Origin of the sequence: Thalassolituus sp. ST750PaO-4, from assembly GCF_020320405.1 — a bacterium.
Lineage (GTDB): Bacteria > Pseudomonadota > Gammaproteobacteria > Pseudomonadales > Oceanobacteraceae > Venatoribacter > Venatoribacter alkanivorans.
Genome location: NZ_JABVCB010000001.1, coordinates 228,772 through 254,056, shown reverse-complemented (window position 1 = coordinate 254,056; position 25,285 = coordinate 228,772). Strand labels below are relative to the sequence as shown.

Sequence of the window (25,285 nt, the reverse complement as noted above, 5' to 3'; positions counted from 1 at the left end):
TCCGGCTCAGCCCTGAGCCAGTTCCGGCGGCAATTTGCGCCGCACCATATCCCGCAGTAAAAACCGTCCCGGCCATAAGGCTTCGGCCACATCCAGTGCCACAGGCAGCGGAGCCCCCAGCATTTGTTGCACCAGCAGCTCGGCACAGAGCGGAGCCGAAGCCAGCCCACGTGAACCATGACCGATATTCAGCCATAGCCCCGGATACTGCGGTGCTGCTTTGGCCGGAATGCGTTTGGCGTTACGCACCAGCCCGCTGAAGCGATGCACAAACCCGCGGCTCTCTGGCACCGCGCCGACCATGGGCAAATAATCGGGAGTGGTGCAGCGGAAGCCAACCCGGCCGCCGAGAATCAGCTTCATGCCCTGCTGCTTATTCAGATCCTGCCATTGCGGGCCGAAATCCGGCAGATGATCAAGGTTGGTCTGATGGTCGCTGTCACGCAGCTGAGTGTCATCATCCCGCAGGTTATAGGTTGCCCCCAGACACAGCCGGCCATTACGTGCTGGCGCCATATAGCTGCGGCCGCAGAGTACGGTATTCAGTGCAGGAGTCTGTGCTGGATTTAAATAACTGAGCTGGCCGCGGATGCGCTTCAGTGGCAGATACGCCTCAGGCAGCAGGTTTGTGGCCGCATTGGCGCAGGCCAGTACCAGCTGGCTGCTTTTCAGGATGGTGCCGTCGCTGCACTGAATCTGCCAGCCCTGTGGGATTTGTTGCAGCGCGCTGACCTGACGTTGTGTGAAGCGGATATTCGTGTGTTGCAGCAGAATCCGGCATAAATCCGCCGGGCTGACCCAGCCTGCTTGTGGGAAAAACAGACCGCCGCTCTGTTGCGGGGCTCCGGCAATTTTCCCCGCCTGGGTCTGGTCCAGCGGCTGTACCAGAGCCTCGGGCAGGCTGCGGGTCTGGCTGAATTTCAGCTGACGCTGGGCTTCTTTATCATCGTAAGCCAGCTGCAGCACGCCACATTGTGACCAGTAGGGGTTATCCGCGTCAGCGGCGCCTAAATAGCGGCGCATATAGGGCAGAGCATACTGAAAGGCGGCCAGATAAAAATCGGTATGAATGGCGTTATCGCCGGCAGCGAGTTTTACATAGAGCCCGCCCTGAGGGTTGCCGGAGGCCTGCTGGGCAATGCCTGCCGCATCAATCACCTGTACCTTCAGACCACGTTCGGCCAGCGCTCTGGCGGTGGTGGCTCCGGCCAGTCCGGCGCCGATGACAACAACCTCTGCGTCATCGGCTTGTGTGTTCTGTTGCAGCAACCAGGGTTTGTGCAGAAAGCAGGGCGCCAGCTCTGGTCCCTGACGGCGGTTAAAGCTGCCGGCCAGCATCTCGCGTTTACGGCCGTAACCGGGCACCCGCTTCACGTTAAAGCCTGCACCCAGCAGGCCACGGCGGACAATGCCTGCCGAGGTGAAGGTTGCGACCGTGGCGGGCTGTTCTCCCTGATATTGGTCTGGCTGGCGCTGGCTTAAGCGGCGCATACCGCTGAATAATTCTTCTGACCACATTTGTGGATTTTTTGAGGGGGCAAAGCCATCCAGATACCAGGCATGCACCGGGCCGCTTAATTGCGGCAGAGCCTCTTTGACATCGGCAAAGATCAGCGTCAGGGATATACGTTCTTCCGGCCAGACCAGACGATGGAAACCGGCAACCGGCAACGGATACTGGGCAAACAGCTGGGCGCTCAGTTCACTGAGTTGCGGCCACAATGCCAGTGCCTGTTGCAGTTGGCTGAGCGTCAGCGGAAATTTTTCAATGCTGGTGAAATGCAGCCAGGCGCTGTCGTGTTTGTTGCTCTGGCGCCAGCTTTCCCAGGTCATCAGGAAATTCAGTCCGGTGCCGAATCCGGTTTCGACAATACTGAAATCGTTCTGCCAGTCAGACCAGCGCTGTGGCAAACCATTGTGCTGTAAAAAAACATAGCGGCTTTCTTCCAGACCGTTATCCACGGAAAAATACGGATCATCAAATTCACGGGAAACCGGCAGGCCGTCGTCATTCCACAGCAGGTCGGGTGCAGAGGGGGCCTGATTGTTGCTGGGAGTGTCAGGCGCCGGCTGATGGCTGGCCGGCTGGTCGGAAGAGATGGAAGACACAGATATTCTCAGAATGGGTGAGTATAAACGCCGCTATTTTACCGTCAGTACACTGCAGACAAAAAGCACAGCGCTCACGTATGATCCGCCCATGATAACCGAAATTTTCGCCATTATGGCGCCTGTACTGACCTGTGCCGCCATCGGCTTTTTCTGGGCGCGCCAGGGCTATGCGTTTGATCCGGAATTTATTTCCCGCCTGGTGCTGAATGTTGCAGCGCCCTGTCTGATGCTGTCGGTACTGGGCTCTGTTGAAATCGATATTGTGGCTTTTCAGCGCACCGCGCTGGCCTGTGTGCTGGTGGCCGCGTTGATGGCGGTTCTGGGCATCCTGGTTACGCGCCTTCTGGGCGATGATGTACGCGCTTATCTGCCATCTTTTGTCTTTCCTAATGTCGGCAATATGGGGTTGCCGGTATGTCTGCTGGCTTTCGGACAGGAAGGTCTGGCACTGGCGCTGGCATTTTTTATGGTGCTGTCTGTTGCGCATTTTCCGGCCGGGATTTTGCTGGCAGGCGGACGTCAGGCCGGTGGTCTTGCCGGGCTGGCTAAAATGCCAATTTTATATGCCATTGTGATTGCATTGCTGTTGTTATGGGCGGATTGGACGTTACCGGCTGCGGTGCAGAATTCGGTGCGTTTAATCGGTGGTATGACGATTCCGTTAATGCTGATTACCCTGGGTGTTTCGTTGCAGCGTTTGCAGGTCCGGCAGTGGCGTCAGGCCCTGCTTTACAGCCTGTTACGGATATTCGGTGGTCTGGCAGTGGGGTTGCTGGTCGTGAGTGTGCTGGATCTTTCCGGAACGGAAAAAGGCGTTGTGCTGTTGCAGGCATCCATGCCGGTCGCGGTGTTCAATTATTTATTTGCGGAGCGCTATCAGCGTGCTCCGGAAGCGGTGGCCGGAATGGTGGTGATGTCGACACTGCTCTCATTCATCACGATTCCGGCACTGCTCTGGTGGCTGCTTTAATCAGGCCTTACTGAGCTTCTGCTGCTTCCGCTTTATTGTCGTCGCTGATCACGCTGACGGATTCAATCAGGATGCTCTCGCGCGGAATATCGCGGGCGCCGGTTGGGCTGGTGGCGATGCTGTCGACCACATCCATGCCTTTCACGACCTTACCGAACACGGCATAACCGAAATCCCGCGCACCGTGATCGAGGAAGCTGTTGTCTTTTACATTAATAAAAAACTGGCTGGTGGCGCTGTCGATAACGCTGGTACGTGCCATGGCGATACTGCCGCGGGTATTTTTCAGGCCGTTTTCTGCTTCATTTTTAATCGGTGGCAGTGTGGCTTTCTGGCGCATATCGGCACTGAAGCCACCGCCCTGGATCATAAAGTCACGGATCACGCGGTGAAAAATGGTGCCGTCGTAGTGCTTGCTTTCAACATAGGTTAAAAAATTATCAACGCTGAGCGGTGCTTTGCTGCGGTCCAGTTCCAGCTCGATATCGCCGGCGCTGGTTTTCATCAGAACATGAACATTATCGGCGCTTTCTTCGGCCTGCAGACTCAGAGGTGCGAGCAGCACCGACAGGCTCAGGGCAGCGCTTTGCAGGGTTGTTTTTATCAGACGTTGCATTAATGATCTCCGCAAGAAAAGTATCCGGTTTAGTACCGGAATTCGTTAAATGGTTCATATAGGGTCAGGCTTGTGGCTAAAGCTAAAGTAAGAATTGTATTTTGTGAAGGCTGTAAATGGGCTTTGCGTTCTGGCTGGTATGCACAGGAACTGTTTTCGACCTTTCACGGCAAGCTTGCAGCCATCGAACTGGTGGTTGGCGAATCCGGGCAATTTCAGGTCTGGGCAAATGATCAGTGCCTGTGGGACCGTAAAGAGCAGGGCGGTTTCCCGGAAATTGCCGAATTGAAGCGCCTGCTGCGCGACTGCATTGCCCCGGAGGCGTCGCTGGGGCATTGCGATCTGGACAGTGGTGGAGATTAAAAGCCCAGACAGCAATAAAACGGGAAACAATGAAACGGAAAGCAATAAAAAAGGGAGCAAAGTGCTCCCTCTTTTATGACGGTGGTTTTTATGACCAGCCGCTGCTGCGTTTGCCACGGATAGACGGCAGAATCAGACCCGCCAGAATACCGATAATGACCAGGCCACCGCCGTACAGAATAAAGGTCTGCTGACGGTTATCCTGCAGCTGGGCATTTTCCGCGGTCAGGGCTTCTACCTGAATTTCCAGCTCCTGATTGCGCATGGTCAGTTTTTTCGATTTTTCATCCAGTGCCAGAGCATTGGCTGAGATACTTTTAATGCGTTCCAGTTCTTTTTCCAGATCGCTGTTCTCACGGCCAAGGCCGGAACGGTCGCTTTTCAGCTTCTCAACTTCGCTCTGGAATTCAGCGCGCTGGGTTTTTGTGGTTTCCAGTTCAGCTTTTACTTTTTCCAGTTCACGGTTGGCCAGGATTAATTTTTCTTTGGCAATGGGCTCCATTTCGAGAAAACGGGTCAGTACGTAACCTTCAACCCCTTTGTCGGTCTGTACTTTGGTGTAACCGGTTTCTGCATCTTCTTCGATAAATATCAGATGTTCACCGCTTGGTAACGCTTTCAGAATGCGGAATTCCTGGCTGGGGCCGGAGCGCAGTTGCAGCCACAGAGTGTCGGTAACGTAGCGTTTTTCAACGGCAGCAGCCGTGGCAGCAGTGGCCAGCAGGGAGAGGGCAATCAGAAATTTTTTCACAGCATATACCTTTTTATTTTTTCCGTTCAGGGAAGGACTTTACGGAACGGTTTAACCGTTACCTGCTGGTAAACACCAGCGCTGACATAAGGATCGGCATCGGCCCAGGCCTGAGCATCTGCAAGAGACGCAAACTCGGCCACTACCAGGCTGCCAGTGAAGCCGGCACTGCCAGGATCTTCGCTGTCGATGGCGGGGTGCGGGCCAGCAATCAGCAGACGGCCGGCGGCGGTTAAATCCTGCAGGCGCTGCAGGTGAGCCGGGCGTACTGACAGGCGTTTTTCCAGACTGTCAGGCACATCCTGACTGATAATGGCGTACCACATGCTTACTGCTCCTCTTTATTCATGTAGCGGTATAAAAACAGCGACTGACCGATAATAAACAGGACGGTCAGCCCCAGCAAACCGAAGAGTTTGAAGTCAACCCAGATATCTTCAGAGAAGGTGTAGGCCACGTATAAATTGGCGATACCACTTAAGACAAAAAAAGCCACCCAGGCGTAATTCAGTCGCGCCCAGATATCGGCAGGCAGGGTAACGGCCTGTTCCATCATGCGCTGCAGCAGGGATTTTTTCATAAACCACTGACTGCCGAGGAAGGCTGCAGCAAACAGCCAGTTAACGATGGTCGGCTTCCACATAATAAAGGCCTGATCGCGCAGCAACAGGGTCGCACCGCCAAGAATGACGACTAAGGCGAGGGTGACCAGATGCATATTTTCCACCTTACCGGTGGTGGCGCGGATATACAGAACCTGCAGAATCGTGGCCGGAATTAAAACGGCGGTGGCCAGCAGCATCGGCATTTCATTAAACAGGGTGATGTATTCGTCAGACAGATAAGGCGCCAATTGCCCGGTCAGCTCGGGAGCCCACTTATAAACCAGAAAGAAAAGGACGATGGGCAGGTAGTCGAGAAGTAACTTCATTCGCTTAGTGGCTTCAGTGTCATTACAATGGGGCGATTATGGCGTAACCAGGAGTGAGCGTCCACGTGAACTCAGAAATCGATCTTCATTGCCACAGCACCGCTTCCGACGGCAAATTACCGGCGGCTGAACTGGTTGCGCGGGCGGCGGAGCGCGGCGTAAAAACCCTGGCGATCACCGATCACGATACCGCCGAAGGCTATCGTCAGGGACAGGCCGCGGCACTGGAACTGGGCGTGCGGCTGATTCCCGGTATTGAGTTGTCCTGTATCTGGGGCGGTGTCACGATTCATATTGTCGGCCTTAATTTTGATCCTGAGTCGGCGGCTATGCGTGCCGCTGAGCAGTCTCAGACCGAAGCGCGCAGCAGTCGTTCCCAGCTGATTGCCGAACGGGTCGGCAAACGTCTTAAACACGATATTAATCTGCAGGAAGTGCAGGCCTATGCCGGTGGAGAATCGGTGGGGCGTCCGCATTTTGCCCAGTATCTGATCGATAAAGGGCTGGTGCCGTCAATGGCCGTTGCCTTTAATAAATACCTCGGTGCTGGTAAACCCGGTGATGTCAAAGCCAGCTGGCCGGAAATGGCCACCGTGGTGCAGTGGATTATTGAAGCCGGTGGTATCCCGGTAATGGCCCACGCGCATCTTTATAATATGACCCGCACCAAGCTGCGTGCCTGTCTGGCCGACTTTGTCGAGGCCGGTGGTCGTGGTCTGGAAGTGGCGTATGGTCAGATGGATAACAACCAGCGCGGTCAGATGGCGGTGTTGGCGCGTGAATTTGAGTTGCTGGGTTCCTGCGGCAGCGATTTCCATGGTCCGAACCGCTTCGGACTTGATCTGGGCGTGATGCCGGCCTTTCCGGCGGATGTTACCCCTGTATGGCAGAGCTGGGCCTGATCGGGCACAGCATAATTCCCTGACATAGCGAATGTTGTGCGTGGGTTAAGGAGCTTTAGTGAGCCAATTTTTCCAGATTCACCCTGATAATCCTCAGGCGCGGCTGATCAAGCAGGCCGCAGAAATTATCCGTAATGGCGGCCTGGCTGTGATTCCGACCGATTGTGCCTATGCGCTGGCCTGTCGTATCGGCGATAAAAAAACCACCGACCGGGTACAGCGTTTACGGCAATTGCCGCCGAAGCATAATTTCACCCTGCTGTGCCGCGACCTGTCCGAGTTGTCACTGTTTGCCAAGGTGGATAACACCAAATACCGCATGCTCAAGGCGCACACGCCCGGTGCTTTTACCTTTATTCTGGAAGCCACGCGCGAAGTGCCGCGCCTTTTGATGCATCCGAAAAAGCGCACCATCGGCATCCGCGTACCCAATAATCCGATTGCCATGGCGCTGCTGGAAGAAATGAACGAACCGCTGATGACCACCTCGCTGATTATGCCTGGTGATGAGCTGCCGTTGTCTGATCCTTACGATATCCGTCAGTCGCTGGAACATGAGCTGGAGCTGGTGATTGATGGCGGTCACTGTGGCTTCGAGGCCACCACCGTGATTGATATGACCGATGAAATACCGGTCGTGCTGCGTCAGGGCGTCGGCGACGCCAGCGATTTTCTCTGACCTGCGCCTCTGACCCACTGCTATTAGTGTTTAAGGAGACTGAAACGCGCCGCTAAAACCGGTATGATGGCGCGTTTTCAGATTCAGAATTTCACCAAGCAGGGCAGTATGAGCAAGCAGCGTGTATTAACCGGTATTACAACCACAGGCACCCCGCATCTGGGTAACTATGTTGGCGCTATCCGTCCGGCCATTGCCGCCAGCCAGGATCAGGCTAACGATACGTTTTATTTCCTCGCCGATTATCATGCCCTGATCAAGTGTCAGGACCCGGCGGCTGTGCACCAGTCGACCATGGAAATTGCCGCCACCTGGCTGGCACTGGGTCTGGATACCAATAATTCTGTGTTCTATCGCCAGTCTGATATCCGTGAAATTCCGGAACTGAGCTGGATTCTGAACTGTGTCTGCGCCAAAGGTCTGATGAACCGCGCCCATGCCTACAAAGCTGCAGTGGATGCCAATCTGGCCGAAAACGAAGACGCCGACAAAGCCATCACCATGGGTCTGTTCAGCTACCCGGTATTAATGGCCGCCGATATTCTGATGTTTAACGCCAACAAAGTACCGGTCGGCAAAGATCAGATTCAGCACGTCGAAATGGCGCGCGATATTGCCGGCCGTTTTAACCATATCTACTGCAAAAAAGAGCCGTTACTGAGTCTGCCGGATTATCAGGTTGATGATCAGGTGTCGGTACTGCAGGGGCTGGACGGCCGTAAAATGAGCAAAAGTTACGGCAACACCATTCCGCTGTTTTTAACCGAGAAACAGCTGCAGAAGCACATCAACAAAATCAAAACCAACCTGCTGGAACCGGGTGAGCCAAAAGATCCGGATTCCTCGACCGTATTTCAGATCTGGCAGGCATTTGCCACACCTGAGCAGACTGCTGAAATGCGTCAGGCATTTGCTGAGGGGATTGGCTGGGGCGATGCCAAGAAGCAGCTGTTTACCCTGATCAACGCTGAAATCGGCGAAGCGCGTGAACGCTACAACGACCTGCTGGCCCGTCCGGCCGATATTGAAGCCGAACTGCAGAAAGGTGCTGCCAAAGCCCGTGCCATCAGCCAGCCGCTGCTGGAGCAGGTACGTGAAGCTGTTGGCATCTTTAAGCTGGCCTGATATCTGTGAACGACAGCACTGAGAGGCATTCCCTGTGAGCAGCGTCGATCCGCAGAGGCGGGTGGTATCGGGCATGCGCCCGACCGGTCAGTTACATCTTGGGCATTATCATGGTGTGCTGAAAAACTGGGTAAAACTGCAGCATGAGTTTGAGTGCTTCTTTTTTATTGCTGACTGGCATGCGCTGAGCACCGATTACGAAACCGCCGCCGGTATCCGCCGCTCAAGCCGTAATCTGCTGATCGACTGGCTGGCTGCCGGGGTGAATCCCGGTTCGGCCACCCTGTTTGTACAGAGTCAGGTGCCGGAGCTGGCGGAACTGCATTTGCTGTTGTCGATGATTACGCCAACGTCCTGGCTGGAACGGGTGCCCGGCTACAAAGACCAGCAGGAAAAGCTGCGGGACAAAAATCTCAGCACCTACGGTTTTCTCGGTTATCCGCTGCTGCAGAGCGCCGATATTCTGGCTTACCGCGCCGGTCTGGTGCCGGTCGGTGGTGATCAGGAGGCGCATATTGAAATCGCGCGTGAAATTGCCCGTCGCTTTAATCATCTTTATGGCCGTGAACCGGGCTTTGAAGCCAACGCTGTGGCTGCGGTGAAAAAGCTGGGTAAAAAAGCCTCCGCGTTGTATCAGCAGATGCGCACCGCTTATATCAGTCATGGTGATGTTGAAGCCCTGCAAACGGCGCAGGCGCTGGTGAAAGAACAAAGCAATCTGACACTGGCCGATAAAGAGCGGCTGTTGGGTTACCTCGAAGGTATTGGTAAAAGCATTCTGGCCGAACCGCGGGCGCTGCTGACCAGTGAAGCGCGAATGCCGGGCCTTGATGGCCAGAAAATGTCCAAGTCGTACAGCAATATGATCCCGCTGCGGGCCGAGCCCGACGACGTGGCGAAAAAAATCCGTACCATGCAGACCGACCCGGCGCGTATCCGCCTGAGTGATGCCGGAGATCCGGAAAAATGTCCGGTATGGCATTTCCACACGGTGTATTCCGATGAGGCGACCTGCGAGCGGGTGCAAACCAACTGCCGCAGCGCAGCCTGGGGTTGCCTTGAATGCAAACAGCCGGTGACCGATGCCATTATTGCGGAACAGGCTCCGATCCGTGAGCGTGCACAGCAGTTTGAGGAAAACCCGGAACTGCTGGCGCGTATTCTGGCCGAAGGCAGCGAGCGTGCGCGGGATGCCGTACGCAGTACTATGAGCGATGTGCGTGAAGTAATGGGGCTGGGTTATCGATGAGCACACAGGACGTCACCGGACATTCCTCAGAACCGGCCGCAGAAGTGACTGCTACGCCGGTACCCGATCTGGCGAAAGCCAGCATACGGGTAAAGACCGGCCAGCAGGAAATGCCGTTTGCTCTGGTGCAGGGGCAGCCGATGACCCAGCTGCCACTGGATCTGTATATTCCGCCGGATGCGCTGGAAGTCATCCTTGAGCAGTTCGAAGGGCCGCTGGATTTACTGCTGTATCTGATCCGCAAACAGAACCTCGACATTCTCGAAGTGAATGTCTCTGAGATTGTTGACCAGTACATCGAATACATCGACATGATGCAGGCCATGCAGCTGGAGCTGGCAGGTGAATATCTGGTAATGGCGGCGATGCTGGCGGAAATTAAAAGCCGTGTGCTGTTGCCACGTAACCGCGAAGACGGCAGTGACGAGGAAGAAGACGATCCGCGGGCGGAACTGCTGCGCCGTTTGCAGGAATATGAACGCTTTAAAACGGCCGCAGAAAACCTCGACGAATTACCACGGCTGGAACGCGATATCTTCCTGCCGGAAGTGGATGCGCCCGACCGCATTCAGGAGCGGGTGCATCCTGAAGTGGAAATGCGTGAACTGATGCTGGCCTTTGCCGCAGTATTGCGCCGCGCTGAGCGTTTTGAGCATCACGAAATTCAGCGTGAGCAGCTGTCCACCCGTGAGCGGATGAGCGATGTATTGGCACGGTTGCAAAGCGGACACTTCATGTCGTTCCGCGCCTTGTTTGATCCGAGTGAAGGCAAGCTGGGTGTGGTGGTGACCTTTCTGGCGATTCTTGAGCTGGTGAAAGAATCCTTGATCGACATTGTGCAGCAGGATACTTTCGGCCCGATTCATTTACGTGCCCGGGAGCACAGCGCCGCAGGGGCGCCCTCGTATCAGCAGGACGGAGAGCCGCAATGACGCAACCGCCGTTAAAAAACATTCTCGAAGCAGCGCTGATGGCGGCTGGCGGCCCGTTATCGCTGGAGCGTATGCAAAGTCTGTTTGATGAAGACCGTATTCCGTTACCGTCTGAATTGAAAGCCGCATTGACTGAACTGAAGCAGGATCTGCTCGGGCGCGGTATTGAACTGGTCGAAGTGGCCTCCGGCTATCGTTTGCAGGTACGCACCGAAGTTGCGCCCTGGGTGGCACGTCTGTGGGATGAACGGCCACAGCGTTATTCGCGCGCGTTGCTGGAAACCCTGGCGTTGATTGCCTATCGCCAGCCCATTACCCGTGGCGACATCGAAGATGTGCGTGGTGTGGTGGTCAGCTCCAGCATTATGAAAACCCTGCTGGAGCGTGAGTGGGTACGGGTTGTGGGCTATCGTGATGTGCCGGGGCGGCCGTCGATGTACGCCACCACGCGCGAGTTTCTCGATTACTTTGGTTTAAAAAGTCTCGAAGACCTGCCCAGTCTGGGCGAAATCCGCGAGCTGGATGACGCCAACCGTAAGCTGGAGCTGGGCGATGATGCCGAAGCACGCAAAGAACCGGCGAAAGATTTTGAATTCCGCAGCGACGAAGAAGTGGCCCAGCGTGGCGCCGATGTACTGGCTGCCACCGAAGAAGATCTGGCAAAAGCGGCTGACATTGTCGCGCGGGTAGAAAGTAATCTGTTCGCACGGGATGACGACGACGGCGACGAAGCGGATAATGACGGCGAACCGAAAAAACGCAGCATCGGCGATCTGCTGCAGCGGCTGGAACAGAAAGCCGTTGAAGAAGAGCAGGCGGCTGCAGAATCAGCAGCGGCAGAGGCTGACTCCGAAGAGCCTGATTCCGGAGAGCCTGATTCCGGAGAGCCTGATTCCGGAGAGCCTGATTCCGGAGAGCCTGATTCCGGAGAGCCTGATTCCGGAGAGTCTGAGCAGGCTGCAGAAGAGAGCGTGGGCGAAGATGCTGGCGTTCGCGAAGCAACAGAACATACACAAACTGACGGCGAAGAGTACGGCGATGACGCTGACGATATTGCCGTTCAACGGACTCAGGATGTTCCGAGTTTATTTAACCAAACCCCTGACACGATGCGGCCGGATGCCCCTGACGCAGCTGCGGATGAAGAAGATCGATAAATTATGAATGAACGTATCCAAAAATTGCTGGCACTGGCTGGTGTGGCTTCCCGTCGTGAAGTTGAACGCTGGATCGGTGAAGGCCGTGTCAGTGTTAACGGCGTAACCGCCAAGCTCGGCGACCGTGCCAGCCGCTACGACGATGTGCGTGTCGATGGCCGCCAGATCAAACTGGAAGACGCCGGTCGCTCACGCCGTGTGCTGGCCTATAACAAGCCGGTGGGTGAAGTCTGTACTCTGAAAGACCCGGAAGGCCGGCCAACGGTGTTTGACCATCTGCCGAAAACCAAAGGCGAGCGCTGGGTAAATATCGGCCGTCTGGACATCAATACCAGTGGTCTGTTGCTGTTCACTACCGATGGTGAACTGGCCAACAAGCTGATGCATCCGTCTTCCGGTGTTGACCGTGAATATGCGGTGCGTGTGCGCGGTGACGTCGATGAAGCCATGATCGAACGCTTGAAAGAAGGGGTGATGCTTGATGACGGCATTGCGCGTTTTACCGACGTGAAATTCTTTGATGGTGAAGGCCAGAACAAGTGGTTTCACGTAGTGCTGATGGAAGGTAAAAACCGCGAAGTCCGCCGTCTGTGGGAGAGCCAGGGCATTGCCGTGAGCCGCCTTAAGCGCGTGCGATATGGCTGTATCTTTATGCCGTCTAACGTTCCTGTTGGTACCTGGGTTGAACTTGGGCAGCGTGAAGTGAACGACCTGGCGGATCTGGTTGGCATCGAACGTAAGCAAACCAAACGCATGGTTGGCCGTGAGAAAGAGCAGTTCCAGCGAGTGGCCAAACGCCAGAAAATCCGCCAGCAGGCGACCGCGCGTAAAACGTCAGCGCCGAAACCGCGCCAGAAGAAAAAGATCGACTGAACCTCTGTATTCGCTGTATTGCTCAGCCATAAAAAAGCCGCTCATTGAGCGGCTTTTTTATGCTTTACGAATTTACAACAGGCTCTTTGATGCCGGTGTATCCAGCTCGTCATCGGTATCACATACCACCCGGTTACGACCGCTGTGTTTCGCTTGATACAGCGCTTTGTCGGCGCGTTGTACCAGCGAGTCCATGCTGTCTTCTATCATCAGCGTGGCACAGCCGATGCTGGTGGTGACCTGTAATCGTCCCTTATCGTTGCTGAAATCCAGAGCACTGATACTCATGCGGATGCGTTCGGCAATGCGTAATGCACCGGCGTGTTCGGCATTGCTGAGCATGATCAGAAACTCTTCGCCGCCATAGCGGAAGCACATGTCGGTCTGGCGGATACAACCGGTAATGCAGCCGACGGCTTCCTTCAGTACCTTGTCACCCATACTGTGACCGAATTCATCGTTGACCAGTTTAAAGTGGTCCAGATCCAGCATCAGTATTGAAAGTTGCTGGCCGTGGCGTTTGGTCAGCTCGATTTCCCGCTGCAGGGTTTTATCCAGCGCAACACGGTTGCCGGCACCGGTCAGTGGGTCGCGGAAAGCGGCGGCCAGCGCTTCGTGGTAGCGCAGCGCGTTACGCATCGGATAAACCAGTGTGGTCAGCAAACCTTCGAGATTGGCCAGTTCATGTTCACGAAAGCGGGTCGAACGGTGAAATACCAGATCGCCCATATAATCCTGCTGCGTCTGCAGCCGATAGCTGGCGCTGTGCACACTGTTGCGGCCATAGCTCAACAGCAGGTTGTGGGCGTTATGGCTGAAGCTGATGCCGTCGACCAGTACCGCTTGCTGGATTTCCTCAAAGAAAATTTCCAGCAGTTGCGACAGTTCTAATGTTGTCTGCAGTTTGCCTGACAGCTTCAGCAGCACTTCCGGGCGTATATCGGGCTTCGGTGCCAGATCTCCGATACTGGAAACGATCTTGTCGTCCTGGAGTTCTGCCCGGCCGTTGCTGTGTAACGGACTGACCATGAGTTACCTCGTACAGGTAAATGATTCCTGATCAGTGGAAAGCTATTTCTGTGCCAGTATTTCAAGAGATTATTTTCCCTTAAAAAACAATGAATTAGGTTCGATCTCTGTGGGTGAGTGGCAGGATGTTGGCAATTTGACAAAAGGTCATACTGATTTTTTGCCAATAAAATGACTGCTTGGTCAGAGAATAATGACAAAAACCGGACAAAAACTGTGCAGGTCTGATCTGTTATCGGCAGAAATAGATAATAAAGTGATCAGATTTAGGAAGAAGGTAGGAAGTTTACCGGGTCAGCGGCAGAGGTATGCCGCTGACCCTTGCCGCTGACTACAGTCGCCGATCAGGGGTTAAACAAGCTGGTCGACCACTTTCTCCAGGCGCGCAACGGCACCGTCGATATCGTGCAGCTTATCAAGTCCGAATAAACCAATGCGGAATGAGCGGTAATCGTCACCTTCATCGCACATCAGCGGCACGCCGGCGGCGGCCTGTAAGCCCAGTGCGGCAAACTTTTTACCGTTCTGCAGTTCTGCATCGCTGGTGTAATTAACCACCACGCCCGGTGCTTTAAAACCTTCGGCGGCGACACTGTGTATACCTTTGCTTTCCAGCATCTGGCGTACGCGTTTGCCCAGGGCCAGCTGCTCGTCCCGCACTTTGTCAAAACCGTAGGCCTGGGTTTCCAGCATGGTGTCGCGGAATTTGGCCAGGGCATCGGTCGGCATGGTGGCGTGGTAGGCATGACCACCGTTTTCGTAGGCCTGCATGATCATATGCCATTGTTTCAGGTTGGCGGCAAAGCTGGTGCTGGTGGTGGTTGCCATCACATCCAGTGCGGCCTGATTCATCATGATCAATGCGGCGCAAGGGGAGGAGCTCCAGCCTTTCTGCGGGGCGCTGATCAAAATATCGACGCCCACGGCTTTCATATCGACCCACAGGGTGCCGGAGGCAACGCAGTCGAGTACCAGTAAACCGCCCACCGAATGTACGGAATCGGCAACGGCTTTGAGGTAATCGTCCGGCAGAATCATGCCGGACGCGGTTTCGACGTGGGGCGCGAAGACGACATCCGGCTTTTCTTTTTGAATAGTGGCGACGACTTCGGCGATGGGTGCCGGTGCAAAGGGCGCAGGAGTCTGAGAGCTGTCGGTGCGGCGTGCTTTTAATACCGTGCTGGACGCCGGAATATTGCCCATGTCAAAAATCTGGGTCCAGCGGTAACTGAACCAGCCATTGCGGATTACCAGCGTCTTTTTATCCTGAGCGAACTGGCGCGCCACGGCTTCCATACCATAGGTACCACCACCGGGAACGATGGCCACCGCATCGGCGTTATAAACCGACTTCAGGGTGCTGGAAATATCCTTCATAACGCCCTGAAAACGTTTGGACATATGGTTCAGAGAGCGGTCGGTAAATACCACGGAATATTCGAGCAGGCCTTCGGGATCGGGAGTGGGAAGTAAGCCAGCCATACGGTGTGCCTCCTGCGCATCTGCGCTCTGATCAATCGGTAATATCTGACGGATTGGACAGGAAAAGCACGGTGGGGTAAAGAGCAGGTTGGGCAAAAGCGTGAGGGGAGAGCGGGAAAAACCGTGCCCGCTGCAGCAACAGTAGTACTAAACAGCGTTACTAAACTGTGACTACAGTGCTGCGCGGGCAGGCGATAACGGATTATTTTTTCGGTTGTGCGTCCAGGCTCTGGCCGTGGGTGCCGATGGATTCCGGACTCATCAGATGCAGGTAGAGCGGCATGATGGTATCGGCTTCCGGCACTTTGCTCGGATGCTCGGCCGGGTAGGCGGCAGCGCGCATACTGGTGCGGGTACCGCCGGGATTAATACAGTTAACGCGGATATTACTGGTGTTTTCCAGCTCCTGCGCCATAACCTGCATTAAGCCTTCGGTGGCAAACTTGGAGACCGAATAGGCTCCCCAATAAGCACGGCCTTCGCGGCCAACACTGCTGGTGGTGAAAATAACCGAAGCATCCGCCGGCGCCTTACGCAGCAGGGGCAGCAGGTGCTTCATCAGCGCGAACTGACCGTTAACGTTAATCTGCATCACCTTCTGCCAGGTATTCCAGTCGTAGTTTTCCAGACTGGTGCGCTGGCCGAGAACGCCGGCATTGAGCAGTACACCATCGAGATGGCCGAAGTTTTCGTCAATCAGTTCGGCCAGCTGGCGGAAAGGCTCTTCGTCATGCTGTTCCAGATCGAAGGGCAGCACGGCGGCCTGTGGCAGGTTTTCGGCCTCGATCAGGTCGTAGGTATCGTTCAGTGCTTCCTGGGTGCGGCCCAGCAGTAAAACGGTGGCTCCGGCCCGGGCATAGGTGAGGGCGGCCGTCCGGCCGATGCCGTAGCCGGCGCCGGTTACCAGAATAGTGCGGCCTGTCAGTGAGTTCTGGGCGGTTTCCATCGGTCTACCTTTTTTTCTGTATATAGGGTTGTTGTTAATGGCGCGTGGCCGTATCCGGTTCCGGGCTTTATCCGTGGCTGGCCTGCAATAAGCTCAGCAGATCCAACGGCTGATGAATCAGCCGGTCGGCCTGCCAGTTGTCAGGATGATCACCGGCTTCGATATAACCGAAGGTGGCGGCAACACTGAGCATGCCGGCGGCACGGGCGGCGTCGATATCGCGGATATGGTCGCCGACATACCAGCAATCAGTGGCCTGCAAGCCAAGATCGGCGGCGGCTTTTAATAATGGCTCGGGGTGGGGTTTGGATTTTGTGACATCATCCGGACACACCACCACATCGCCTGTAATAGCGAGTTTTGCCAGCAGGGCTTCGGTATACAGCCGTGGCTTATTGGTCACAATTCCCCAGCGGATATCCTGCTGTTCGAGGGTGGTAATAACCTCCTGAAAGCCGGGAAAATAACCACTTAACAGGCCGATGTTCTGCAGATAACGGTCGAGAATCTGTTGCCGCTGGTCGAGAAATTCCTGCGCTGCGCTGGCCAGATCACGTCCGGTATGGTCCGGGTGATCAAAGGTCAGACGGGTCAGTGCGGCGCCACCGTTGGATACCTGCTCGCGGATGGTTTCATCGGCCAGCAGCGGTTTACCCAGCTCTTTGCGCAGACCGTTTACCACGTCATAGAAATCCGGCGCGGTGTCGACCAGCGTGCCATCCAGATCAAACAGGATGGCTTTGGGGCGGCTCAGGCTCATACGGCGCTGTCCGGTTTACGCGTTGCCATCAGGTAATTCACGCTGACGTCGTTGTCTTTCAGTTTGTAGATTTTGGTCAGTGGGTTATAGACCATGCCGGTCATATGCTGCACTTCCAGCCCCACGTTACGGCACCAGCGGGTCAGCTCGCTGGGCTTGATGAACTTGTGGTAATCGTGGGTGCCGGCCGGCAGCAGGCGCATCAGGTATTCGGCACCGAGAATGGCAAAGGCATAGGCTTTCGGATTGCGGTTAATGGTGGAGAAAAACACCTGGCCGCCCGGTTTTACCAGCTGATAGCAGGCGCGGATAATGGATTCCGGGTCCGGTACGTGTTCCAGCATTTCCAGGCAGGTAACCACGTCAAAGCTTTCCGGTTGCTGTGCCGCCAGCTCTTCCACCGGAATGCACTGATAACTGACCTTTACGCCGGATTCCAGCGCGTGCAGTTTGGCGGTGTTGAGGTTGGCTTCGCCCATATCGATACCGGTCACTACGGCGCCGCGGCTGGCCATGCCTTCGCTCAGAATGCCGCCGCCACAGCCGACGTCGAGCACGGTTTTGCCGGCCAGTGGCGCATAGCGGTCGATGTAATTGGTGCGCAGCGGGTTGATGTCGTGCAGCGGTTTAAATTCGCTTTCCAGATCCCACCAGCGCGAGGCGAGGGCTTCGAATTTGGCGATTTCGGCGCGATCAACGTTTTGTGTCTGTTCCATGCTCGGCTCCTGCAAAAAGTAATTCGTTAGTTCAGGACTGGCGGATACGGTCAGCCCACTGACGGGCGTTGTGCTGTATCTGTTGTTCGTCCAGGGTGGTCAGCTCGCCTTTGTTCAGCAGCAGTTTACCGGCAACCCAGACATGGCTGGTGGCGCGGCTGCTATCGGTATAAACCAGCTGGGAAATCGGATCGTACAGCGGCTGCTGCGCCAGCTGCGACAGATCAACCGCCTGCAGATCGGCCCATTTGCCGGGGGTCAGCGAGCCGGTCTGGTCGTCCAGTCCCAGTGCTTTGGCGCCACCCAGGGTTGCCATATACAGCGCCTGGACCGCAGGTACGGCGGCGGCGTCGCCGGCGACGGCTTTGGCCAGCATGGCGGCGGTTTTCATCTCGCCCTGAATATTCAGATCGTTGTTGCTGGCGGCACCGTCGGTGCCGAGGGCGACATTAATCCGGCTGCTCAGCAGCTGTGCCGATGGGCAGAAACCGGAGGCCAGTTTCAGGTTGGATTCCGGGCAGTGCACAACCGAGGCGCCGCTATGTTGCAGGACGCTGATGTCTTCAGCGCTGATCTGGGTCATGTGTACACAGCTTACGCGCTCGGTCATAAAGCCCAGTTCGGCCAGGCGCTGGGTTGGCCGGCAGCCAAACTGCTCCATGCTCTGCGCCACTTCAAAGGCGGTTTCCTGCAGATGGATCTGGATCGGCATCTCCAGCTGATCGGCCAGCGTGGTAATTTCCTGCAGTGGGCCGTTGGAAACGGTGTAAGGCGCGTGTGGGCCCAGACCCAGAGTCAGCAATGGTTGATGTTTGTAAGTGTCGCGCACGGCGAGGGCTTTTTTGATGTACTCGTCGGCGTTCTGAGCAAAATTGGTGGGGAAATCCAGTACCGGGGTAAAGCTGACGTTACGGATACCGGCTTCGAGGGCGCTTTCCACCCCCGAGCCCGGATAAAAATACATATCGGCATAGGTCGTGGTGCCGCACTTCAGCATCTCGGCGATGGCCAGACGGGTACCGTCACGCACGAAGGCGTCATCCACCCAGCGTCCTTCGGCCGGCCAGATATGCTCCTGCAGCCAGGTCATTAAGGCCAGATCATCGGCCATACCGCGAAACAGCGACATGGCCGCATGGCCGTGAGCGTTTACATACCCGGGAAGCAACACGTGGTCAGGCAGGTCGAGGGTTTCGGTGGCCTCGTGGCTCACGGCTGCCTGATCCTGCACGGCGAGAATCCGTCCATCTTTGATAAACACCGCCTGATGATGCAGCAGGCTGGCAGCGTTGCTGGTCTGGCTGCCGCTCTGGTGATTACTCATCGGGATTACCCAGCGGGCGTTAATTCTCAGGTCGGCCTGCATGTCTCGGCTCTCTTTCCGTACGCATAAAGGCCAGCATTATAAACGCGCAGGCTTCTCCCGTCTCGCGTTCAGGCTGTTACCGGACTCGCTAGGTATCTTGTTGATTTATGGTATGATTCGGCACTTTATTGGCAGCCTTGTCCGGACGGTGTCAGCACAGAGCCTTGTGCATCCGGGGAGGTGGTCAACAACAAGGACAGAATCACCTGAAAATGACCATAAAAGGGTGATCCGCAGAACACGGGCCGAGTATCTATGGGTGAGTTAGCCAAAGAAGTTCTTCCGATTAACATTGAAGACGAGCTGCAGCAGTCTTATCTCGATTACGCCATGAGCGTGATCGTGGGACGTGCACTGCCGGATGTACGCGATGGCCTTAAGCCCGTACACCGTCGTGTACTGCACGCGATGAACGTGCTCGGTAACGACTGGAACAAGCCTTACAAAAAATCGGCGCGTGTGGTCGGTGACGTGATCGGTAAGTACCACCCACACGGTGACTCTGCGGTGTATGACACCATCGTGCGGATGGCGCAGGACTTCTCCATGCGTTACACGCTGGTCGATGGCCAGGGTAACTTCGGTTCGGTCGACGGCGACTCTGCGGCGGCGATGCGTTATACCGAAGTGCGGATGAAAAAGATCAGCCATGACATTTTGGCTGATATCGACAAAGAAACCGTGGATTGGGTGCCTAACTACGACGGCACTGAACAAATTCCGGCGGTGATGCCGACCCGTATCCCGAACCTGCTGGTCAATGGTTCGTCCGGTATTGCGGTGGGTATGGCGACCAATATTCCGCCACACAATCTCACCGAAGTTCTGAACGGCTGTCTGGCGCTGATTGATAATCCGGAACTGGATGTCGATGCGCTGATGGAATATATCCCGGGACCGGATTTCCCGACCGGTGCCTTTATTAATGGCCGTGATGGCATTGTTGAAGCTTACCGCACTGGCCGTGGCCGTATTTATCTGCGTGCGCGTCATCATTTTGAAGAAGATGAGCGTAACGGCAAGGTGTCGATTATTTTCACCGAGATTCCGTATCAGGTGAACAAAGCCCGTCTGATCGAAAAGATCGCCGAGCTGGTTAAAGAGAAGAAGCTGGAAGGCATCACCGAGCTGCGCGACGAATCCGACAAAGACGGTATGCGTATTGTGGTTGAGCTGCGCCGTGGTGAAATGCCGGAAGTGGTGCTTAACAACCTGTTTGCCCAGACCCAGCTGCAGGGCGTGTTCGGTATTAATACCGTGGCGCTGGTTGATGGTCAGCCAAAAATCCTGAACCTGAAGCAACTGCTCGAAGCCTTTGTTAAACACCGTCGTGAAGTGGTGACCCGCCGTACCATCTACGATCTGCGCAAGGCGCGTGAACGTGGTCACCTGCTGGAAGGTCTGGCGCTGGCACTGGCGAATATTGATCCGGTGATTGAGCTGATCAAAAAGTCTCCGACCGCCGCCGAAGCGAAAGAAAATCTGATTGCCACGCCGTGGGCGCCGGGTGATGTGCTGGATATGCTGGAACGTGCCGGCCCGGATGCCTGCCGTCCGGATGATCTGCCGGAAGAATACGGTTTCCGCGATGGTAACTACTATCTGTCACCGGCTCAGGCACAGGCGATTCTGGATCTGCGTCTGCAGAAACTGACCGGCCTTGAGCACGAAAAACTGATTGAAGAATATCAGCTGAAACTGACCGAAATTGCTGAATATCTGGAAATTCTGGGCAGTGCCGATCGCCTGATGCAGGTGATCCGCGAAGAGCTGGAAGCGGTGCGTGAAGAATACGGTGATGCCCGTAAGACCGAAATTATGGCGGTTAAGCGTGACCTGACCATGGCTGATCTGATTCCGGAAGAAACTCTGGTACTGACCCTGTCGCACGGTGGTTATGCCAAGACTCAGCCGATGGATGCTTACCAGGCGCAGAAGCGTGGTGGCAAAGGTAAGTCGGCAACCTCTGTTAAAGATGAAGACTTTATTGAACGCCTGCTGGTGGTCAATAGCCACGACACCGTGTTGTGCTTTACCGACGCCGGTAAGGTGTACTGGCTGACCGTATACGATATTCCGCAGGCCAGCCGTAATGCCAAAGGCCGTCCGATTGTGAACGTGCTGAATATGTCGGAAGAAGGCGAGCGCATTACCGCTATTCTGCCGGTCACAGAATACAGCGAAGACCGTTATGTATTTATGGTGACGGCACGCGGTACCGTGAAGAAAACCACGCTGGATCAGTTCAGCCGTCCGCGTTCCTCGGGGCTGATTGCCTGTGAACTGGACGAAGGCGATCATCTGGTGGGGGTCGCGATCACCGATGGTAGCAAAGACATTCTGATGCTGTCCGATGCTGGTAAAGCGGTACGCTTTAAAGAATCCGATGTGCGTGCCATGGGCCGTACCGCCCGCGGTGTGCGAGGTATCAAACTGGCGGAAGGTCAGCGTGTTATCTCGCTGATTATTCCGGAAGAGGGTGGCACCATCCTTACCGCTTCACAGCGTGGTTACGGCAAACGCACCGAGGTCACCGAGTTTCCAACCAAAGGCCGTGGCACTCAGGGTGTTATCGCCATGGTAACCAGTGACCGTAACGGTCCGCTGGTCGGTGCGGTTCAGGTGTTTGAAGGCGATGAAGTGATGCTGATCAGTGATCAGGGCACGCTGGTTCGTACCCGTGTGAATGAAGTGTCTGTACTGGGCCGTAACACCCAGGGTGTGACTCTGATTAAAGTATCCGAGAAAGAAAAACTGGTTGGTGTTGAGCGCATCTGTGATGCCGAAGAAGACGAAGAGTCAGTACTGGACGGTGAAGTCGTTGCTGAGCAGGATTCTGCTGTTGTGGCTGATGATGATCAGTCAGGCGACTCGGATGCGGGTGCTGAGGAATAATAAGTTCAATGGGCATGGATTCCGCATATAGTGTTAGCAGTGACGAAATAGATCTGTTTGACTTGGTCGATGACATTAAAGAGAAACGGTATTGGCTGGTTGGCACCGTCCTACTGTCTTTTTGTCTGGCGTTGGTTTATGCGTATGCAACCACGCCGGTTTATCAGACCGAGGTAGTGTACAAAGAGGTGTCTGATGTCGATTTACTGCCACTTAATCAGCCGCGACTACAGGGGATTTTTTCTTTAAGTCGCGAAAAGGCTTTTAAAGAAGTGAGGGCGCTTGCGCGCTCCGGTAATAGTAAACGAGCTTTTTATAATCAGCTGCTTGCTGAAAATAATGCTGAGTTATCAGCATTGATTTACGAGGAAAAACTGACAGAAGAGCAAAACTTTGTATTGTTTTCTGAGCGTTTTACCTATGCTGATCCGGGAGCGAAAGAGACGGATGTATGGCTGCGGATTCAGTTTGAATTAAGCGATCCTCAGTGGGCGACGCAGCTGTTGAATCGTTACAGTGATTTTATTCTGCAACGTTATCTCGACGAGGTACGCAATACGCTTGAACTGACCAGAGATGCCAGGCTTGAAGCCCTGGAACTTGAGGCGGATGGCTTACGCACAAAGTATCTGGCTCAGAAAAATCAGCGCATGCTTATGCTGGAAGAAGCCTCTTCTATTTCCGCTTCTATTAAGCAAAAAATGCCGTTTTATTCAGGTAATAATAACGCTTTGCTGGGCTCTCAGCCGCCATTGTTTATGATGGGGCAAACGGTTATTAATTCTGAACTGTCGCAGATCCGCAGCCGTGCTGAACATGGTGAGGATGCCTATATCAGCGGATTGCCAGAGTTGAACTGGAAAATTCAGAATCTGAAAAGGGCAGAGGTCAGCTGGGATAAAGTCCGCTTTGTACAGCTGGATCAGTCGGCTGTATTGCCGTTAAAACCGGTTAAACCACGTAAGGTAATGATTGTTGCCTTGGCGGGTGTTGCGGGTGGTATGGCAGGCGTTGTGTTTGCTTTATTGGCGGCGGCTCAGGCTCGCCGCAGAAATTCTGAGAGAGGTCGTCGCGCCGCCTTGCAGGGATGCTGATCATCCCGCTGATGGTAGGGTAACGAAAACTCTGAGTGTTCTTTTTCCGGTGCGGCTTTAACAAAGCCGCGCCTTTTTGTTATCAGTGAGTTCAAAGCAAAATGAGTCGAGCATATAACTTCTGTGCGGGGCCTGCGGCATTGCCAATGGCGGTTCTGGAACGTGCCCGTGAGGAAATTGCGGACTGGCATGGCAAGGGCCTGTCGATCATGGAAATGAGCCACCGCAGCAAAGAGTTTGTTGGTGTGGCAGCACAGGCCGAGCAGGATTTGCGTGATCTGATGGCCATTCCTGCGAATTACAAAGTTTTGTTTATGCAGGGCGGGGCGCACAGTCAGTTCAGCATGGTGCCGATGAACCTGCTGCGTGGCGGTAAAAAGGCCGACTATATTGTTACCGGTCAGTGGTCGAAAAAAGCCGTTGGCGAAGCCAAACGCTACGCTGATGTACACATTGCCGCGACCACCGAAGGCAATAATTTCACCTCCGTTCCGGCTCAGCACGAACTGAATCTGAGCTCTGATGCAGCTTATGTTCATTACTGCCCGAACGAAACCATTGGTGGCGTTAAATTCGATTACATTCCGGACGTCGGTGACAAAGTACTGGTAGCGGATTACTCGTCTGCTATTTTGTCCGAGCCGATTGATGTATCGAAATTCGGTCTGATTTACGCCGGTGCCCAAAAAAACATTGGCCCTGCCGGTCTGTGTGTGGTGATCGTACGTGAAGATCTGCTGGGTGACACTCTGCCGGGCACGCCAACCATGTTTGATTACAAGGTGTGTGCGGATAACGATTCTATGTACAACACCCCTCCGACTTACAGCTGGTATCTGGCTGGTCTGGTGTTCCAGTGGCTGAAAGCTCAGGGCGGTGTTGAGGCTATTAGTGTGGTGAATAACCGCAAAGCAGCCAAGCTGTATGATTACATCGATAACAGCGGCTTCTACGCCAACCCTGTGGTCAAAAATAACCGCTCCATCATGAACGTACCCTTCACCCTGGCCGATGCTGCGCTGGATAAAACCTTCCTGGCGGAAAGTGAAGCGGCTGGTCTGCTGAATCTGGCCGGTCACCGCAGTGTCGGCGGTATGCGCGCCTCTATTTATAACGCGGTATCGGAGCAGGCGGTTGATGCCCTGATCGGCTTTATGGGTGATTTCGCCAAGCGTCACGGTTAAGTGACGCTGGCTTGCAGATCATGGCTAAACAGACAGAAAACGGCAGAACACTATGAGCGAAGCACAAGAGCTGGATCAGCTGCGTCAGCAGATTGATTCACTGGATCAGCAGATTCAGGATCTGATTAACCAGCGCGCCCAATGCGCCCAGCAGGTGGCAGAGGTTAAGCAGAAGTACGCATCGCCCGGCGAGCTTGTGGTGTTTTACCGGCCTGAGCGTGAAGCTCAGGTGCTGCGTAAAGTGATGGAGCGTAATCAGGGGCCGTTGCCGGATGAGGCTATGGCGCGACTGTTCCGCGAAATCATGTCGCAGTGTCTGGCACTGGAAGAGCCGCTGCAGGTGGCCTATTTAGGGCCGGAAGGTACCTTCACCCAGCAGGCGGCGGTGAAACATTTTGGTCATGCGGTGCAGTGCCGCGGTCAGGTGTCGATTGCCGATGTATTCCGCGAAGTGGAAAGCGGCGCCGCTAACTACGGTGTGGTGCCGGTTGAGAACTCCACTGAGGGCGTGGTAACCCATACCCTCGACAGTTTTTTCGACTCCAATCTGCAGATCTGTGGCGAAGTAACGCTGCGCATTCATCATCACCTGCTGGTGAAAGCCGATGCAGGGCCGGTAGAGCGTATTTATTCCCACGCCCAGTCACTGGGGCAGTGCCGCCGCTGGCTGGATCAGAATTATCCTAATGTTGAGCGCATTGCCGTCAGCTCTAATGCCGAAGCGGCACGTCGCGCCAGCAAAGAAGCCAATGCGGCGGCCATCGCCAGTGAAGCGGCGGCGGAGTTGTATCAGCTCCGGATTCAGGCGGCCAATATTGAAGACCGTCCGGATAACACCACGCGTTTCCTGATTATTGGCCGTCAGGCAACCACGCCGAGCGGTGATGATAAAACCTCGGTACTGGTATCCAGCCGCAACCAGCCTGGTGCGCTGTATCAGGTACTGGAACCGTTTCATAAGGCTGGTATCAGCCTGACCCGGATTGAAACCCGTCCGGCGCGCAGCGGTACCTGGAATTACGTATTTTTTATCGATTTCGAAGGTCACCGCCACGACGCAAGCATTGCGCCGTTAATTGATGATCTGCGCCACGTCGCGCTGGATTTCAAATGGCTGGGCTCCTATCCGAAAGCCGTGCTGTAAGCCGGCTTT

General features: G+C 55.0%; 24 protein-coding genes. 13 read left to right on the top strand and 11 right to left on the bottom strand.

All coding sequences use genetic code 11. The annotated features are described in order from the left end of the window. Positions 1 to 6: 6 nt before the first annotated feature. Entirely contained in the window at positions 7 to 2,109 is a 2,103-nt protein-coding gene (gene mnmC / locus HUF18_RS01200) for a bifunctional tRNA (5-methylaminomethyl-2-thiouridine)(34)-methyltransferase MnmD/FAD-dependent 5-carboxymethylaminomethyl-2-thiouridine(34) oxidoreductase MnmC (protein WP_225690847.1), read from the bottom strand. A 91-nt stretch (positions 2,110 to 2,200) separates the two neighbouring features. Between mnmC and HUF18_RS01195 the strand changes: the two genes are divergently transcribed. Beyond that, the gene (locus tag HUF18_RS01195) at positions 2,201 to 3,082 is read left to right on the top strand and encodes an AEC family transporter (protein WP_225690846.1); all 882 of its coding nucleotides are present in this window, start codon (positions 2,201 to 2,203) and stop codon (positions 3,080 to 3,082) included. Positions 3,083 to 3,089: 7 nt separating this feature from the next. On the opposite strand, the gene HUF18_RS01190 is transcribed toward HUF18_RS01195, so the two are convergent. Continuing rightward, the gene (locus HUF18_RS01190) at positions 3,090 to 3,698 is read right to left on the bottom strand and encodes a peptidylprolyl isomerase (protein ID WP_145470186.1); all 609 of its coding nucleotides are present in this window, start codon (positions 3,696 to 3,698) and stop codon (positions 3,090 to 3,092) included. 72 nt (positions 3,699 to 3,770) lie between these two features. On the opposite strand from HUF18_RS01190, the gene HUF18_RS01185 reads away from it, so the two are divergent. After that, positions 3,771 to 4,061, top strand: coding sequence for a SelT/SelW/SelH family protein (locus tag HUF18_RS01185; RefSeq protein ID WP_225690845.1), 291 nt, complete (start codon positions 3,771 to 3,773; stop codon positions 4,059 to 4,061). Between the two features lie 88 nt (positions 4,062 to 4,149). Here HUF18_RS01185 and HUF18_RS01180 read toward each other — a convergent pair whose 3' ends face one another. Genes HUF18_RS01180 through HUF18_RS01170 form a run of 3 tightly spaced genes read right to left on the bottom strand, consistent with a single transcriptional unit; the run spans position 4,150 to position 5,743 of the window. Then, positions 4,150 to 4,812, bottom strand: coding sequence for a TIGR04211 family SH3 domain-containing protein (locus HUF18_RS01180; RefSeq protein WP_186436000.1), 663 nt, complete (start codon positions 4,810 to 4,812; stop codon positions 4,150 to 4,152). A gap of 26 nt (positions 4,813 to 4,838) precedes the next feature. Further along, a complete protein-coding gene (locus HUF18_RS01175; protein ID WP_145470192.1) occupies positions 4,839 to 5,138 on the bottom strand; it encodes a YciI family protein in 300 nt (99 codons plus the stop codon). A 2-nt stretch (positions 5,139 to 5,140) separates the two neighbouring features. Continuing rightward, entirely contained in the window at positions 5,141 to 5,743 is a 603-nt protein-coding gene (locus tag HUF18_RS01170; RefSeq protein ID WP_145470193.1) for a septation protein A, read from the bottom strand. Positions 5,744 to 5,808: 65 nt separating this feature from the next. On the opposite strand from HUF18_RS01170, the gene HUF18_RS01165 reads away from it, so the two are divergent. The 7 genes from HUF18_RS01165 to rluB all read left to right on the top strand — a co-directional run bounded on the left by HUF18_RS01165 (position 5,809) and on the right by rluB (position 12,660). Then, a complete protein-coding gene (locus tag HUF18_RS01165) occupies positions 5,809 to 6,645 on the top strand; it encodes a PHP domain-containing protein (RefSeq protein ID WP_225690844.1) in 837 nt (278 codons plus the stop codon). Between the two features lie 58 nt (positions 6,646 to 6,703). Then, positions 6,704 to 7,324, top strand: coding sequence for an L-threonylcarbamoyladenylate synthase (locus HUF18_RS01160; protein WP_145470195.1), 621 nt, complete (start codon positions 6,704 to 6,706; stop codon positions 7,322 to 7,324). Between the two features lie 108 nt (positions 7,325 to 7,432). After that, entirely contained in the window at positions 7,433 to 8,449 is a 1,017-nt protein-coding gene (gene trpS / locus HUF18_RS01155) for a tryptophan--tRNA ligase (protein ID WP_225690843.1), read from the top strand. 34 nt (positions 8,450 to 8,483) lie between these two features. Next, the gene (locus tag HUF18_RS01150) at positions 8,484 to 9,698 is read left to right on the top strand and encodes a tryptophan--tRNA ligase (RefSeq protein WP_225690842.1); all 1,215 of its coding nucleotides are present in this window, start codon (positions 8,484 to 8,486) and stop codon (positions 9,696 to 9,698) included. After that, positions 9,695 to 10,630 carry a segregation and condensation protein A gene (locus HUF18_RS01145; protein ID WP_446751459.1) on the top strand — a complete coding sequence of 312 codons (936 nt, stop codon included), beginning with the start codon at positions 9,695 to 9,697 and terminating at the stop codon, positions 10,628 to 10,630. The genes HUF18_RS01150 and HUF18_RS01145 overlap by 4 nt, the downstream gene beginning before the upstream one ends. Then, positions 10,627 to 11,787: an SMC-Scp complex subunit ScpB gene (scpB, locus tag HUF18_RS19750; protein ID WP_342453554.1), complete on the top strand. Its 1,161-nt coding sequence runs from the start codon at positions 10,627 to 10,629 to the stop codon at positions 11,785 to 11,787. The genes HUF18_RS01145 and scpB overlap by 4 nt, the downstream gene beginning before the upstream one ends. Positions 11,788 to 11,790: 3 nt before the next feature. Further along, on the top strand, positions 11,791 to 12,660 hold the full coding sequence (gene rluB / locus HUF18_RS01135; protein ID WP_186436001.1) for a 23S rRNA pseudouridine(2605) synthase RluB: 870 nt from the start codon (positions 11,791 to 11,793) through the stop codon (positions 12,658 to 12,660). A gap of 72 nt (positions 12,661 to 12,732) precedes the next feature. Here rluB and HUF18_RS01130 read toward each other — a convergent pair whose 3' ends face one another. The 6 genes from HUF18_RS01130 to HUF18_RS01105 form a co-directional block, all read right to left on the bottom strand. Next, positions 12,733 to 13,689 carry a GGDEF domain-containing protein gene (locus tag HUF18_RS01130; RefSeq protein ID WP_145470207.1) on the bottom strand — a complete coding sequence of 319 codons (957 nt, stop codon included), beginning with the start codon at positions 13,687 to 13,689 and terminating at the stop codon, positions 12,733 to 12,735. Between the two features lie 351 nt (positions 13,690 to 14,040). After that, positions 14,041 to 15,171, bottom strand: coding sequence for an aminotransferase class V-fold PLP-dependent enzyme (locus HUF18_RS01125; protein ID WP_225690841.1), 1,131 nt, complete (start codon positions 15,169 to 15,171; stop codon positions 14,041 to 14,043). A 202-nt stretch (positions 15,172 to 15,373) separates the two neighbouring features. Continuing rightward, on the bottom strand, positions 15,374 to 16,117 hold the full coding sequence (locus HUF18_RS01120) for a YciK family oxidoreductase (RefSeq protein ID WP_225690840.1): 744 nt from the start codon (positions 16,115 to 16,117) through the stop codon (positions 15,374 to 15,376). A gap of 67 nt (positions 16,118 to 16,184) precedes the next feature. Further along, a complete protein-coding gene (locus tag HUF18_RS01115) occupies positions 16,185 to 16,877 on the bottom strand; it encodes an HAD-IA family hydrolase (RefSeq protein ID WP_225690839.1) in 693 nt (230 codons plus the stop codon). Next, the gene (gene ubiG / locus HUF18_RS01110) at positions 16,874 to 17,593 is read right to left on the bottom strand and encodes a bifunctional 2-polyprenyl-6-hydroxyphenol methylase/3-demethylubiquinol 3-O-methyltransferase UbiG (protein ID WP_145470215.1); all 720 of its coding nucleotides are present in this window, start codon (positions 17,591 to 17,593) and stop codon (positions 16,874 to 16,876) included. The genes HUF18_RS01115 and ubiG overlap by 4 nt, the downstream gene beginning before the upstream one ends. A 31-nt stretch (positions 17,594 to 17,624) precedes the next feature. Beyond that, on the bottom strand, positions 17,625 to 18,917 hold the full coding sequence (locus HUF18_RS01105) for a TRZ/ATZ family hydrolase (protein WP_446751458.1): 1,293 nt from the start codon (positions 18,915 to 18,917) through the stop codon (positions 17,625 to 17,627). A 297-nt stretch (positions 18,918 to 19,214) separates the two neighbouring features. Between HUF18_RS01105 and gyrA the strand changes: the two genes are divergently transcribed. The 4 genes from gyrA to pheA all read left to right on the top strand — a co-directional run bounded on the left by gyrA (position 19,215) and on the right by pheA (position 25,276). After that, positions 19,215 to 21,854, top strand: a complete 2,640-nt coding sequence (gene gyrA, locus HUF18_RS01100) for a DNA gyrase subunit A (RefSeq protein ID WP_225690837.1) — start codon at positions 19,215 to 19,217, stop codon at positions 21,852 to 21,854. An 8-nt stretch (positions 21,855 to 21,862) separates the two neighbouring features. Then, on the top strand, positions 21,863 to 22,948 hold the full coding sequence (locus HUF18_RS01095; RefSeq protein ID WP_225690836.1) for a Wzz/FepE/Etk N-terminal domain-containing protein: 1,086 nt from the start codon (positions 21,863 to 21,865) through the stop codon (positions 22,946 to 22,948). Between the two features lie 101 nt (positions 22,949 to 23,049). Continuing rightward, positions 23,050 to 24,132 carry a 3-phosphoserine/phosphohydroxythreonine transaminase gene (serC, locus tag HUF18_RS01090; RefSeq protein ID WP_225690835.1) on the top strand — a complete coding sequence of 361 codons (1,083 nt, stop codon included), beginning with the start codon at positions 23,050 to 23,052 and terminating at the stop codon, positions 24,130 to 24,132. A gap of 52 nt (positions 24,133 to 24,184) precedes the next feature. Beyond that, complete coding sequence (pheA, locus tag HUF18_RS01085; protein WP_225690834.1) at positions 24,185 to 25,276, top strand: prephenate dehydratase; 1,092 nt, start codon at positions 24,185 to 24,187, stop codon at positions 25,274 to 25,276. The last annotated feature ends 9 nt before the right edge of the window (positions 25,277 to 25,285 follow it).

Coding starts and splice junctions, on each gene's coding strand:
- HUF18_RS01195 (WP_225690846.1), top strand. CDS start 2,201: ATGATAACCGAAATTTTCGCCATTATGGCGCCTGTACTGACCTGTGCC.
- HUF18_RS01190 (WP_145470186.1), bottom strand. CDS start 3,698: ATGCAACGTCTGATAAAAACAACCCTGCAAAGCGCTGCCCTGAGCCTG.
- HUF18_RS01175 (WP_145470192.1), bottom strand. CDS start 5,138: ATGTGGTACGCCATTATCAGTCAGGATGTGCCTGACAGTCTGGAAAAA.
- HUF18_RS01170 (WP_145470193.1), bottom strand. CDS start 5,743: ATGAAGTTACTTCTCGACTACCTGCCCATCGTCCTTTTCTTTCTGGTT.
- trpS (WP_225690843.1), top strand. CDS start 7,433: ATGAGCAAGCAGCGTGTATTAACCGGTATTACAACCACAGGCACCCCG.
- HUF18_RS01145 (WP_446751459.1), top strand. CDS start 9,695: ATGAGCACACAGGACGTCACCGGACATTCCTCAGAACCGGCCGCAGAA.
- scpB (WP_342453554.1), top strand. CDS start 10,627: ATGACGCAACCGCCGTTAAAAAACATTCTCGAAGCAGCGCTGATGGCG.
- rluB (WP_186436001.1), top strand. CDS start 11,791: ATGAATGAACGTATCCAAAAATTGCTGGCACTGGCTGGTGTGGCTTCC.
- HUF18_RS01130 (WP_145470207.1), bottom strand. CDS start 13,689: ATGGTCAGTCCGTTACACAGCAACGGCCGGGCAGAACTCCAGGACGAC.
- HUF18_RS01125 (WP_225690841.1), bottom strand. CDS start 15,171: ATGGCTGGCTTACTTCCCACTCCCGATCCCGAAGGCCTGCTCGAATAT.
- HUF18_RS01120 (WP_225690840.1), bottom strand. CDS start 16,117: ATGGAAACCGCCCAGAACTCACTGACAGGCCGCACTATTCTGGTAACC.
- HUF18_RS01115 (WP_225690839.1), bottom strand. CDS start 16,877: ATGAGCCTGAGCCGCCCCAAAGCCATCCTGTTTGATCTGGATGGCACG.
- ubiG (WP_145470215.1), bottom strand. CDS start 17,593: ATGGAACAGACACAAAACGTTGATCGCGCCGAAATCGCCAAATTCGAA.
- HUF18_RS01105 (WP_446751458.1), bottom strand. CDS start 18,917: ATGAGTAATCACCAGAGCGGCAGCCAGACCAGCAACGCTGCCAGCCTG.
- gyrA (WP_225690837.1), top strand. CDS start 19,215: ATGGGTGAGTTAGCCAAAGAAGTTCTTCCGATTAACATTGAAGACGAG.
- HUF18_RS01095 (WP_225690836.1), top strand. CDS start 21,863: ATGGGCATGGATTCCGCATATAGTGTTAGCAGTGACGAAATAGATCTG.
- serC (WP_225690835.1), top strand. CDS start 23,050: ATGAGTCGAGCATATAACTTCTGTGCGGGGCCTGCGGCATTGCCAATG.
- pheA (WP_225690834.1), top strand. CDS start 24,185: ATGAGCGAAGCACAAGAGCTGGATCAGCTGCGTCAGCAGATTGATTCA.